A 12,842-nucleotide genomic window follows, 5' to 3' on the forward strand; every position below is an offset into this window, starting at 1 on the left:
AGACTCAGAAGGAGTATCGCGTGTCGCTCGACGCCGCTACGAAGAAGCAGATCATGTCCGAGTTCGCCACCAAGGAGGGCGACACCGGCTCCCCCGAGGTCCAGGTCGCGCTGCTGACCCGCCGCATCTCGGACCTGACCGAGCACCTCAAGACGCACAAGCACGACCACCACTCCCGCCGTGGTCTGCTGCTGCTCGTCGGTCAGCGCCGCCGTCTGCTGCAGTACCTGGCCAAGAAGGACATCACGCGCTTCCGCGCCCTGGTCGACCGCCTCGGCATCCGCCGTGGTGCCGCGGGCGCCAAGTAAGACGCGGTGAAGGGAGCGGTTCCCACCTTTGGGGAGCCGCTCCCTTCGCGTATCTCGTGGGACGCCGAACCTTTGTAGTCTGGTCCCACAACGGCACAACGCACGGCATAACGACAGAATCACGAACGAGGAGGAGCGCCGGCCTCTCCGCCGGTCCTCGGTAGTGGCCCCCGGAACGGGGAATTCCGGGTGCTTCGATCGAAGACCGGCCCGCACAGAGCACAGGGCGCCCTCCGCCACCGTCCCCCCGCCATACGGGCGGGGAGGACGAGGACGAGGAGAAAACGCTGGTGGAGAACGAGACCCACTACGCCGAGGCCGTCATCGACAACGGCGCCTTCGGCACCCGCACCATCCGCTTCGAGACGGGCCGCCTGGCCAAGCAGGCCGCCGGCTCCGCCGTCGCGTACCTGGACGACGACACCATGGTGCTGTCGGCCACCACCGCCTCCAAGACGCCCAAGGACCAGCTGGACTTCTTCCCGCTGACCGTCGACGTCGAGGAGCGGATGTACTCCGCCGGGAAGATCCCCGGCTCCTTCTTCCGCCGTGAGGGCCGGCCCTCCGAGGACGCGATCCTCACCTGCCGCCTGATCGACCGCCCGCTGCGCCCGTCCTTCAAGAAGGGCCTGCGCAACGAGATCCAGGTCGTCGCCACGGTCATGGCGCTCAACCCCGACCACCTGTACGACGTCGTGGCGATCAACGCCGCGTCCGCGTCCACGCAGCTGGCCGGCCTGCCCTTCTCCGGCCCGATCGGCGGCGTCCGCGTCGCGCTGATCAACGGCCAGTGGGTGGCCTTCCCGACGCACTCCGAGCTCGAGGACGCCGTCTTCGACATGGTCGTCGCGGGCCGCGCCCTGCCGGACGGCGACGTCGCGATCATGATGGTCGAGGCCGAGGCCACCGAGAAGACCATCCAGCTCGTCAAGGACGGCGCCGAGGCGCCGACCGAGGAGGTCGTCGCCGCCGGTCTCGAGGCCGCGAAGCCCTTCATCAAGGTCCTGTGCAAGGCCCAGGCCGACCTCGCCGCGAAGGCCGCCAAGCCGACCGCCGAGTTCCCGATCTTCCTGGACTACCAGGACGACGTCCTGGAGGCGCTCACCGCCGCCGTCCGCCCCGAGCTCGCCCAGGCGCTGACCATCGCCGGCAAGCAGGAGCGCGAGGCCGAGCTGGACCGCGTCAAGGCGCTCGCCGCCGAGAAGCTCCTGCCGGAGTTCGAGGGCCGCGAGAAGGAGATCTCCGCCGCGTACCGCTCCCTGACCAAGTCCCTGGTCCGCGAGCGCGTCATCAAGGAGAAGAAGCGCATCGACGGCCGCGGTGTCACCGACATCCGCACGCTGGCCGCCGAGGTCGAGGCCATCCCGCGGGTGCACGGCTCCGCCCTGTTCGAGCGCGGCGAGACCCAGATCCTGGGCGTCACCACGCTCAACATGCTCCGCATGGAGCAGCAGCTGGACACCCTCTCCCCGGTGACCCGCAAGCGCTACATGCACAACTACAACTTCCCGCCGTACTCCACCGGTGAGACCGGCCGCGTCGGCTCCCCCAAGCGCCGCGAGATCGGCCACGGCGCCCTGGCCGAGCGCGCGCTCGTGCCGGTGCTGCCGACGCGCGAGGAGTTCCCCTACGCGATCCGCCAGGTCTCCGAGGCGCTGGGCTCCAACGGCTCGACGTCCATGGGCTCGGTCTGCGCCTCCACCATGTCGCTGCTGAACGCCGGTGTGCCGCTCAAGGCCCCCGTCGCCGGCATCGCCATGGGCCTGATCTCCCAGGAGATCGACGGCGAGACCCACTACGTCACCCTCACCGACATCCTCGGTGCGGAGGACGCCTTCGGCGACATGGACTTCAAGGTCGCCGGCACCAAGGAGTTCGTGACCGCCCTCCAGCTCGACACCAAGCTGGACGGCATCCCGGCCTCCGTCCTGGCCGCGGCCCTCAAGCAGGCCCACGACGCCCGCCTGCACATCCTCGACGTGATGATGGAGGCCATCGACCGGCCCGACGAGATGTCGCCGCACGCCCCGCGGATCATCACCGTCAAGATCCCGGTGGACAAGATCGGTGAGGTCATCGGCCCCAAGGGCAAGATGATCAACCAGATCCAGGAGGACACCGGCGCCGAGATCACCATCGAGGACGACGGCACGATCTACATCGGCGCCGCCGACGGCCCGTCCGCCGAGGCCGCCCGCGCCACGATCAACGGCATCGCCAACCCGACGATGCCCGAGGTCGGCGAGCGCTACCTGGGCACGGTCGTCAAGACCACCACCTTCGGCGCGTTCGTCTCCCTGCTCCCGGGCAAGGACGGCCTGCTGCACATCTCGCAGATCCGCAAGCTGGCCGGCGGCAAGCGCGTCGAGAACGTCGAGGACGTCCTCGGTGTCGGCGCCAAGGTCCAGGTCGAGATCGCCGAGATCGACCAGCGCGGCAAGCTCTCCCTCATCCCCGTGATCGAGGGCGAGGACGGCGACGAGGCTGCTAAGGACGAGTCCGCCAAGTGACGTCCCGTAGTGCACGGAAGACGGCCCGCACCTCTTCGGAGGGGCGGGCCGTCGCCCGTACCCAAACGCTTCTCCAGGGCCGGAACGGCATCGGCACGGTCCGTCGCACCACCCTCCCCGGCGGTCTGCGGATCGTCACCGAGACCCTGCCGTCGGTGCGCTCCGCCACCTTCGGCATCTGGGCCAACGTGGGCTCCCGCGACGAGACCCCGTCCCTCAACGGCGCCACCCACTACCTGGAGCACCTGCTCTTCAAGGGCACCCGCAAGCGCAGCGCGCTCGACATCTCGGCCGCGATCGACGCGGTCGGCGGCGAGATGAACGCCTTCACGGCGAAGGAGTACACCTGCTACTACGCGCGTGTGCTCGACACCGATCTGCCGCTGGCCATCGACGTCGTCTGCGACATGCTCACCGGCTCGCTGATCGACCCGGCCGACGTGGACGCCGAGCGCGGGGTGATCCTCGAAGAGATCGCCATGACCGAGGACGACCCCGGCGACTGCGTGCACGACCTGTTCGCGCACACCATGCTGGGCGACACCCCGCTCGGCCGCCCGGTCCTGGGCACCGTCGACACGATCAACGCGCTCACCCGCGACCGGATCGCCCGCTTCTACAAGAAGCACTACGACCCGACCCGGCTCGTCGTGGCCGCCGCGGGCAACGTCGACCACGCCAAGGTCGTCCGCCAGGTCCGCGCCGCCTTCGAGAAGGCCGGCGCGCTGACCCGCACGGACGCCGTGCCCGTCGCCCCGCGCTCCGGTGCCCGGACGATCCGCACGGCCGGCAAGGTCGAGCTGCTGGGCCGGAAGACCGAGCAGGCGCACGTCGTCCTCGGCATGCCCGGCCTGGCCCGCACCGACGAACGGCGCTGGGCGCTCGGCGTGCTCAACACGGCGCTCGGCGGCGGCATGAGCTCGCGGCTCTTCCAGGAGGTCCGCGAGAAGCGCGGCCTGGCGTACTCGGTGTACTCGTACACCTCCGGGTTCGCCGACTGCGGCCTCTTCGGCGTGTACGCCGGCTGCCGCCCCAACCAGGTCCACGACGTGCTGCGGATCTGCCGCGACCAGCTCGACCTGGTGGCGTCCGAGGGCCTGTCCGACGAGGAGATCGGCCGCGCCGTCGGCCAGCTCGCCGGCTCCACCGTCCTCGGCCTGGAGGACACCGGTGCGCTGATGAACCGCATCGGCAAGAGCGAGCTGTGCTGGGGCGAGCAGATGTCGGTGGACGACATGCTGGCCCGCATCTCGGCCGTCACCCCGGACGAGGTCCGCGCGGTGGCCCGCGATGTACTGGGACAGCGGCCCTCGCTGTCCGTGATCGGGCCGCTGAAGGACCGGCAGGCCGCGCGCCTGCACGAGGCCGTTTCGTAGCCGTTTCTTAGTCGCATCGCTGAAGGAAGCAGGAACGATGAGCAAGCTGCGCGTGGCGGTCATCGGCGCCCGGGGCCGTATCGGCTCCGAGGCCGTCCGGGCCGTCGAGGCCGCCGACGACATGGAACTGGTGGCCGCGCTGGGCCGGGGCGACCGGCTGGAGACCCTGACCGGGGCGGGCGCCCAGGTCGCGGTCGAGCTGACCCACCCCGACTCGGTGATGGAGAACCTGGAGTTCTGCGTCCGCAACGGCATCCACGGGGTGGTCGGGACCACCGGCTGGACCGAGGAGCGGCTCGCACGGCTGCGCTCCTGGCTGGCGGACTCCCCGTCGACCGGTGTGCTCATCGCGCCGAACTTCTCCATCGGCGCGGTGCTGACCATGGCCTTCGCCCGGCAGGCGGCCCGGTTCTTCGAGTCGGCCGAGATCGTCGAGCTGCACCACACCAAGAAGGCCGACGCCCCGTCGGGCACCGCCACCCGCACCGCCCAGCTGATCGCCGCGGCCCGGGACGCGGCCGGCCTGGAGCGCCAGCAGGACCCGACCACGCACGGCCTGCCGGGCGCGCGCGGCGCCGACGTCGACGGGGTGCCCGTGCACGCCGTCCGGCTGCGCGGGCTGCTCGCCCACCAGGAGGTGCTGTTCGGCGACACCGGTGAGACGCTGACCATCCGGCACGACTCGCTGCACCACAGCTGCTTCATGCCGGGCATCCTGCTGGGCGCCCGCCGTGTCACGCAGACCCCGGGGCTGACCTTCGGCCTCGAACACTTCCTGGATCTGGGCTGACGATGCGTGCCAAGGTCGTCTATTTCGCGCTGGCCGCCGTCCTGGTCGTCTACTTCGTCCTGGTCGGCAGCCGGGGCGTGATGCTCATCCGGCAGGGCACCGCGATCACCGTGACGTTCGGCGTCGCGGTGCTGGTCCTGCCGTTCATCGGGGCCTGGTTCCTCTACCAGACCACCAAGTTCGCCCGGGACGCCAACCGGCTGGCCAAGGAGCTGGAGGCCGAGGGCGGGCTGCCCGTCGACGACCTCGCGCGGACGCCGGGCGGCCGCATCGACCGGGACGCGGCGGACGCGGTCTTCGCCCGCCGCAAGGCCGAGGCCGAGGCCGCCCCGGACGACTGGCGGACCTGGTTCCGGCTCGCGGTCGCCTATCACGACGCACGGGACACCCCGCGGGCCCGCAAGGCCATGCAGCGGGCGATCGCGCTCCACGACGGGAAACCGGTGCGCGCCTAGCCACGGGACGCACGAGGGCCCGGCCACCCGAGGGTGGCCGGGCCCTTCGGCTGCCGGTCGGCTCAGCGGTTGGACGCCTGGGACGTCTGCGCGTGCTGAGGGCTCTGCGTGTTCGTGTCCATCGCGGGCAGCCCGAACAGCAGCGCCCCGACCAGCCCCGCGGTGACCGTCAGCCCCATGAGCACCCGCCCGGCTATCTGCGAGCGGCTGGCACGGCTCCTGGGCGGCGGCGTGACGTTGCTGCGGTAGCGCTCGGACTCGGCGACGAAGGCGAAGGGTACGGGCTCTCGCCGGCGAAACATGAAGCTCTCCTAGGAACCTCGAAGTGGGCTGTTACACATAAGGACGCTCAAGAGGCCGCCCCGGTGCCCGAATTCGGCGACTTCTGTGAAAAATCTCTACCGCCGTCGCCCCCGGGGCCACCGCGGGCCGAGCGCGGAGCCGTTGCCCGTGGGGGCCCATAGGCTGGGCGCCCCGGGCAAAAGCGACGGAAAGGACCCGAGGTGACCGAAACCACCACCGAGGAAACGCAGCCGACGTTCCGCAGCGACGTGACCGTCGAGCTGGTCAAGCACAGCGCCGCCGACACCGACGTCCTGTGGGCGGCCCGTGTCTCCACGGCCGGTGGGCAGTCCCTCGAGGAGATCACCAAGGACCCGGAGCGCTCCGAGGGCCTGATCAACTTCCTGATGCGGGACCGCCACGGCAGCCCCTTCGAGCACAACTCGATGACCTTCTTCGTCAGCGCGCCGATCTTCGTCTTCCGGGAGTTCATGCGCCACCGCGTCGGCTGGTCGTACAACGAGGAGTCGGGCCGCTACCGGGAGCTCCGGCCCGTCTTCTACGTCCCCGGCAGGGACCGCAGGCTGGTCCAGGAGGTCCGCCCCGGCAAGTACGTCTTCGTCGAGGGCACCGAGGAGCAGCACCGGACGGCCACCCGCGCCATGGAGCAGACCTACCGGGACTCCTACGCGGCGTACCAGGAGATGCTCGCCGCGGGCGTCGCCCGCGAGGTGGCCCGCTCGGTCCTCCCGGTCGGCCTCTTCTCGTCGATGTACGCCACGTGCAACGCCCGCTCGCTGATGCACTTCCTCACCCTGCGCACGCAGCACGAGACGGCCGCCGTCCCGTCCTTCCCGCAGCGGGAGATCGAGATGGTGGGCGAGCTGATGGAGGCGGAGTGGGCCAGGATCATGCCCCTGACCCACGCGGCCTTCAACAGGAACGGCCGCGTCGCCCCCTAGCGGGACATCGGCCGTGACCTGGGCGGATACGCGATCCAGGTTGTCCGTATTGCGGTATTTAATCCTCTTCATCTAGGCTGAACGAACGGACCCGGCACTGTTTGAACCCCCGAGCAGGCAGTGCCGGGATCCCTTTCGCACTCCCCGAGGGAGTACCTCACGGTGAGCAACGAGTAGCGTGGCCCTCATGGCTCCGATCTCCACACCGCAGACGCCCTTCGGACGTGTCCTGACCGCGATGGTCACCCCGTTCACCTCCGACGGCGCCCTCGACCTCGACGGCGCGCAGCGGCTCGCCGCCCACCTGGTCGACGCCGGCAACGACGGCCTCGTCGTCAACGGCACCACCGGCGAGTCGCCGACCACCACCGATGCGGAGAAGGCCCAGCTGGTACGGGCGGTCGTGGAGGCCGTCGGGGACCGCGCCCACGTCGTGGCCGGAGCCGGCACCAACGACACGCGGCACAGCATCGAGCTCGCCCGCGCCGCCGAGGCGGCCGGGGCCCACGGGCTGCTCGCCGTGACGCCGTACTACAACAAGCCCCCGCAGGAGGGCCTGTACCGCCACTTCACCGCGATCGCCGACGCCACCGGCCTGCCGGTGATGCTCTACGACATCCCGGGCCGCAGCGGTACGGAGATCGAGACGGAGACGATCGTCCGGCTCGCCGAGCACCCGCGCATCGTCGCCAACAAGGACGCCAAGGGCGACCTCGGCGCCGCGAGCTGGGCCCTCACCCGCAGCGGTCTCGCCTGGTACTCGGGCGACGACATGCTCAACCTGCCGCTGCTGTCCGTGGGCGCCGTCGGCTTCGTCTCCGTGGTCGGCCACGTCGTCGCCCCGGAGCTGAGGGCGCTGGTGGAGGCGTACCTGTCCGGTGACGTCGCCAAGGCGACCGCGATCCACCAGCGGCTGCTGCCGGTCTACACCGGCATGTTCCGCGCCCAGGGCGTCGTCACCACCAAGCGGGCGCTCGCGCTCCAGGGGCTGCCGGCCGGCCCGCTGCGGCTGCCGCTCGTCGAGCTCGGCCCCGAGCAGACCGAGCAGCTCAAGCGCGATCTCTCGGCCGGCGGGGTAGAGCTCTAGCAGGGGTCCGTCCGCGCCCGGCGCGACGACCACCACCGGACTCAGGCTTCACAACTGAACACCGCTTCACAGCTTCACAACTGAATACCGACCGAAACAACTGCAAGTGCACGAAATGTCACGCGCGCCATGTGCCCCCGAGGCATGTGGCGCGTGTGGTGAGGAGAGTCTTTTGAGCCACCCGCACCCTGAACTCGGTCCCCCGCCGAAGCTTCCCAAGGGCGGCCTGCGCGTCACCCCGCTCGGCGGCCTGGGCGAGATCGGCCGGAACATGACGGTCTTCGAGTACGACGGCCGTCTGCTGATCGTCGACTGCGGAGTGCTCTTCCCCGAGGAGGAGCAGCCCGGAGTTGATCTGATCCTGCCGGACTTCACTTCCATCCGGGACCGTCTCGACGACATCGAGGGCATCGTCCTCACCCATGGCCACGAGGACCACATCGGCGGTGTCCCGTACCTGCTGCGCGAGCGGCCGGACATCCCGCTGATCGGCTCCAAGCTGACGCTCGCCCTGATCGAGGCGAAGCTCCAGGAGCACCGCATCCGCCCCTACACCCTGGAGGTCGTGGAGGGCCACCGCGAGCGGATCGGCCCCTTCGACTGCGAGTTCGTCGCGGTCAACCACTCCATCCCGGACGCCCTGGCCGTCGCCATCCGCACCCCGGCCGGCATGGCCGTGCACACCGGCGACTTCAAGATGGACCAGCTCCCGCTGGACCGCCGCCTCACCGACCTGCCCGCCTTCGCGCGGCTCGGCGAGGAGGGCATCGACCTGCTGCTGGTGGACTCCACCAACGCCGAGGTCCCCGGCTTCGTCCCGCCGGAGCGCGACATCTCCAACGTGCTGCGGACGGTCTTCGCCGGCGCCCAGAAGCGCATCATCGTCGCCAGCTTCGCCAGCCACGTCCACCGCATCCAGCAGATCCTGGACGCCGCCCACGAGTACGGCCGCCGGGTCGCCTTCGTCGGCCGCTCCATGGTCCGCAACATGGGCATCGCCCGTGACCTGGGCTACCTGCGGGTGCCGGCCGGTCTCGTCGTCGACGTCAAGGCGCTCGACGACCTGCCGGACGACGAGGTCGTGCTCGTCTGCACCGGTTCCCAGGGCGAGCCGATGGCCGCGCTGTCCCGGATGGCCAACCGCGACCACCAGATCCGGATCGTCGCCGGCGACACCGTGATCCTGGCCTCGTCGCTCATCCCGGGCAACGAGAACGCGGTCTACCGCGTGATCAACGGCCTGACCCGGTGGGGCGCCAACGTCGTCCACAAGGGCAACGCGCGCGTCCACGTCTCGGGCCACGCTTCCGCCGGCGAGCTGCTGTACTTCTACAACATCTGCAAGCCGAAGAACCTCATGCCGGTGCACGGCGAGTGGCGCCACCTGCGGGCCAACGCCGAGCTCGGTGCGCTGACCGGCATCCCCAAGGACCACATCGTCATCGCCGAGGACGGCGTGGTGGTGGACCTGGTGGACGGCCGCGCGCGGATCGTCGGCAAGGTCCAGGCCGGTTACGTCTACGTCGACGGCCTGTCCGTCGGTGACGTCACCGAGTCCTCGCTCAAGGACCGGCGCATCCTCGGCGAGGAGGGCATCATCACGGTCTACGTGGTCGTGGACAGCACGACCGGCAAGGTCGTGAGCGGCCCGCAGATCCAGGCCCGCGGCTCCGGCATCGACGACGCGTCGTTCGCCGCCGTCGTGCCCAAGGTCGAGGAGGCCATCGCCAAGGCCGCCGCCGACGGCATCGCCGAGCCGCACCAGCTCCAGCAGCTGGTCCGCCGCGCGGTGGGCCGCTGGGTCTCCGACCAGTACCGTCGCCGTCCGATGATCCTGCCGGTGGTCATCGAGGTCTGACGGAGCGTCAGTCGTACGGGCGGCCGCCCCGGGGCCGATTTGCATCCGGGCGCGGCCGTCCAGTACGTTTACGGCTCCACCGCGACGGGAACCCTGTAGCGCTTCGGCGCCCGGGCAGCTCCGTTCGAGGGTGGAAATCCCGACCGAATCGGATCTGATAAAGTCGGAACACGCCGGAAAGCGAAAGCGAGAAGGCAAATCCCGCTCCAGCAGGGGGCCGGAAACGAGAAATCGGATCTGGTAAGGTTGGAAACAACGAAGGGAAGCGCCCGGAGCGCCTGGTGAAACAGGAGCGAAGGAAGCGTCCGTTCCTTGAGAACTCAACAGCGTGCCAAAAGTCAACGCCAGACTATAAAACAACCCCGTTCCGGCCGGTTTGACCGGTTGGGATGAGGTTCCTTTGAAAAACACAGCGAGGACGCTGTGAACGGCCGGGCTTGTTCCGCCTGGCTGTTCCGCTCAACGCGAGTGTTGAACCGGTATGAGTCCGGTAAGCATTCACGGAGAGTTTGATCCTGGCTCAGGACGAACGCTGGCGGCGTGCTTAACACATGCAAGTCGAACGATGAAGCCGCTTCGGTGGTGGATTAGTGGCGAACGGGTGAGTAACACGTGGGCAATCTGCCCTGCACTCTGGGACAAGCCCTGGAAACGGGGTCTAATACCGGATATGACCTGCCGAGGCATCTCGGTGGGTGGAAAGCTCCGGCGGTGCAGGATGAGCCCGCGGCCTATCAGCTTGTTGGTGGGGTGATGGCCTACCAAGGCGACGACGGGTAGCCGGCCTGAGAGGGCGACCGGCCACACTGGGACTGAGACACGGCCCAGACTCCTACGGGAGGCAGCAGTGGGGAATATTGCACAATGGGCGCAAGCCTGATGCAGCGACGCCGCGTGAGGGATGACGGCCTTCGGGTTGTAAACCTCTTTCAGCAGGGAAGAAGCGCAAGTGACGGTACCTGCAGAAGAAGCGCCGGCTAACTACGTGCCAGCAGCCGCGGTAATACGTAGGGCGCAAGCGTTGTCCGGAATTATTGGGCGTAAAGAGCTCGTAGGCGGCTTGTCGCGTCGGATGTGAAAGCCCGGGGCTTAACTCCGGGTCTGCATTCGATACGGGCAGGCTAGAGTTCGGTAGGGGAGATCGGAATTCCTGGTGTAGCGGTGAAATGCGCAGATATCAGGAGGAACACCGGTGGCGAAGGCGGATCTCTGGGCCGATACTGACGCTGAGGAGCGAAAGCGTGGGGAGCGAACAGGATTAGATACCCTGGTAGTCCACGCCGTAAACGTTGGGCACTAGGTGTGGGCGACATTCCACGTCGTCCGTGCCGCAGCTAACGCATTAAGTGCCCCGCCTGGGGAGTACGGCCGCAAGGCTAAAACTCAAAGGAATTGACGGGGGCCCGCACAAGCAGCGGAGCATGTGGCTTAATTCGACGCAACGCGAAGAACCTTACCAAGGCTTGACATACATCGGAAACGGCCAGAGATGGTCGCCCCCTTGTGGTCGGTGTACAGGTGGTGCATGGCTGTCGTCAGCTCGTGTCGTGAGATGTTGGGTTAAGTCCCGCAACGAGCGCAACCCTTGTTCTGTGTTGCCAGCATGCCTTTCGGGGTGATGGGGACTCACAGGAGACTGCCGGGGTCAACTCGGAGGAAGGTGGGGACGACGTCAAGTCATCATGCCCCTTATGTCTTGGGCTGCACACGTGCTACAATGGCCGGTACAATGAGCTGCGATGCCGTGAGGTGGAGCGAATCTCAAAAAGCCGGTCTCAGTTCGGATTGGGGTCTGCAACTCGACCCCATGAAGTTGGAGTTGCTAGTAATCGCAGATCAGCATTGCTGCGGTGAATACGTTCCCGGGCCTTGTACACACCGCCCGTCACGTCACGAAAGTCGGTAACACCCGAAGCCGGTGGCCCAACCCTTGTGGAGGGAGCCGTCGAAGGTGGGACTGGCGATTGGGACGAAGTCGTAACAAGGTAGCCGTACCGGAAGGTGCGGCTGGATCACCTCCTTTCTAAGGAGCACATAGCCGACTACGAGCGAATGTCTCGTACGGTTGCTCATGGGTGGAACGTTGACTAGTCGGCCGGCTTGGTGAGCCTTCTCTGTTAGTACTGCTTCGGCGTGGAACGCAGGTGGGGTGAACTGGTCTGGTCGGGCACGCTGTTGGGTGTCTGAGGGTACGGCTGTATGGCTGTCCTTCGGTGCCGGCCCCGGTAAAGGTCTGCTTCGGCGGGTTGTGACGGGTGGCTGGTCGTTGTTTGAGAACTGCACAGTGGACGCGAGCATCTGTGGCCAAGTTTTTAAGGGCGCACGGTGGATGCCTTGGCACCAGGAACCGATGAAGGACGTGGGAGGCCGCGATAGGCCCCGGGGAGCTGTCAACCGAGCTGTGATCCGGGGGTGTCCGAATGGGGAAACCCGGCAGTCGTCATGGGCTGTCACCCGCTGCTGAACACATAGGCAGTGTGGAGGGAACGCGGGGAAGTGAAACATCTCAGTACCCGCAGGAAGAGAAAACAACCGTGATTCCGGGAGTAGTGGCGAGCGAAACTGGATGAGGCCAAACCGTATGCGTGTGATACCCGGCAGGGGTTGCGTATGCGGGGTTGTGGGATCTCTCTTCTGTCGTCTGCCGGCGGCAGGACGAGTCAGAAACCGTTGATGTAGGCGAAGGACATGCGAAAGGTCCGGCGTAGAGGGTAAGACCCCCGTAGTCGAAACGTCAGCGGCTCGTTTGAGAGACACCCAAGTAGCACGGGGCCCGAGAAATCCCGTGTGAATCTGGCGGGACCACCCGTTAAGCCTAAATATTCCCTGGTGACCGATAGCGGATAGTACCGTGAGGGAATGGTGAAAAGTACCGCGGGAGCGGAGTGAAATAGTACCTGAAACCGTGTGCCTACAAGCCGTGGGAGCGTCGCATCGAGTGCTTGCACTCGGTGTCGTGACTGCGTGCCTTTTGAAGAATGAGCCTGCGAGTTTGCGGTGTGTTGCGAGGTTAACCCGTGTGGGGAAGCCGTAGCGAAAGCGAGTCCGAAGAGGGCGACCTAGTAGCGCGCCCAAGACCCGAAGCGGGGTGATCTAGCCATGGGCAGGTTGAAGCGGAGGTAAGACTTCGTGGAGGACCGAACCCACCAGGGTTGAAAACCTGGGGATGACCTGTGGTTAGGGGTGAAAGGCCAATCAAACTCCGTGATAGCTG

9 protein-coding genes and 2 rRNA genes are annotated in these 12,842 nt (G+C 67.5%); 10 read left to right on the forward strand and 1 reads right to left on the reverse strand.

Going from position 1 to position 12,842, the window contains the following annotated elements; translation table 11 throughout:
* The first annotated feature begins 20 nt into the window (after positions 1-20).
* The 5 genes from rpsO (at position 21) to AC230_RS19015 (ending at position 5,439) form a co-directional block, all read left to right on the forward strand.
* Positions 21-308 (forward strand): 30S ribosomal protein S15, encoded by a 288-nt coding sequence (rpsO, locus tag AC230_RS18995; RefSeq protein ID WP_049717459.1) that lies wholly within the window; start codon positions 21-23, stop codon positions 306-308.
* 290 nt (positions 309-598) lie between these two features.
* Entirely contained in the window at positions 599-2,818 is a 2,220-nt protein-coding gene (locus tag AC230_RS19000) for a polyribonucleotide nucleotidyltransferase (protein WP_049717460.1), read from the forward strand.
* On the forward strand, positions 2,815-4,194 hold the full coding sequence (locus AC230_RS19005) for a M16 family metallopeptidase (RefSeq protein WP_049717461.1): 1,380 nt from the start codon (positions 2,815-2,817) through the stop codon (positions 4,192-4,194). Before AC230_RS19000 ends, AC230_RS19005 begins: the two co-directional genes overlap by 4 nt.
* 37 nt (positions 4,195-4,231) lie before the next feature.
* On the forward strand, positions 4,232-4,984 hold the full coding sequence (gene dapB, locus AC230_RS19010) for a 4-hydroxy-tetrahydrodipicolinate reductase (protein ID WP_049717462.1): 753 nt from the start codon (positions 4,232-4,234) through the stop codon (positions 4,982-4,984).
* Between the two features lie 2 nt (positions 4,985-4,986).
* Positions 4,987-5,439: a tetratricopeptide repeat protein gene (locus AC230_RS19015; protein WP_049717463.1), complete on the forward strand. Its 453-nt coding sequence runs from the start codon at positions 4,987-4,989 to the stop codon at positions 5,437-5,439.
* Between the two features lie 62 nt (positions 5,440-5,501).
* Here AC230_RS19015 and AC230_RS19020 read toward each other — a convergent pair whose 3' ends face one another.
* The gene (locus AC230_RS19020; RefSeq protein ID WP_049717464.1) at positions 5,502-5,741 is read right to left on the reverse strand and encodes a hypothetical protein; all 240 of its coding nucleotides are present in this window, start codon (positions 5,739-5,741) and stop codon (positions 5,502-5,504) included.
* Between the two features lie 201 nt (positions 5,742-5,942).
* Between AC230_RS19020 and thyX the strand changes: the two genes are divergently transcribed.
* From thyX to AC230_RS19045, 5 genes are all read left to right on the forward strand, one after another.
* Positions 5,943-6,683, forward strand: a complete 741-nt coding sequence (gene thyX / locus AC230_RS19025; protein WP_049717465.1) for an FAD-dependent thymidylate synthase — start codon at positions 5,943-5,945, stop codon at positions 6,681-6,683.
* A 187-nt stretch (positions 6,684-6,870) separates the two neighbouring features.
* Positions 6,871-7,770 (forward strand): 4-hydroxy-tetrahydrodipicolinate synthase, encoded by a 900-nt coding sequence (dapA, locus tag AC230_RS19030; RefSeq protein ID WP_049717466.1) that lies wholly within the window; start codon positions 6,871-6,873, stop codon positions 7,768-7,770.
* Between the two features lie 172 nt (positions 7,771-7,942).
* A complete protein-coding gene (locus AC230_RS19035; protein WP_049717467.1) occupies positions 7,943-9,628 on the forward strand; it encodes a ribonuclease J in 1,686 nt (561 codons plus the stop codon).
* Positions 9,629-10,125: 497 nt separating this feature from the next.
* Positions 10,126-11,651: ribosomal RNA gene (locus AC230_RS19040) — 16S ribosomal RNA — on the forward strand.
* A gap of 279 nt (positions 11,652-11,930) precedes the next feature.
* Positions 11,931-12,842 (forward strand): 23S ribosomal RNA (locus AC230_RS19045); the annotation flags it as partial.

The organism is Streptomyces caatingaensis (assembly GCF_001187435.1).
GTDB lineage: Bacteria > Actinomycetota > Actinomycetes > Streptomycetales > Streptomycetaceae > Streptomyces > Streptomyces caatingaensis.

Coding starts and splice junctions, on each gene's coding strand:
- dapB (WP_049717462.1), top strand. CDS start 4,232: ATGAGCAAGCTGCGCGTGGCGGTCATCGGCGCCCGGGGCCGTATCGGC.
- AC230_RS19015 (WP_049717463.1), top strand. CDS start 4,987: ATGCGTGCCAAGGTCGTCTATTTCGCGCTGGCCGCCGTCCTGGTCGTC.
- AC230_RS19020 (WP_049717464.1), bottom strand. CDS start 5,741: ATGTTTCGCCGGCGAGAGCCCGTACCCTTCGCCTTCGTCGCCGAGTCC.
- dapA (WP_049717466.1), top strand. CDS start 6,871: ATGGCTCCGATCTCCACACCGCAGACGCCCTTCGGACGTGTCCTGACC.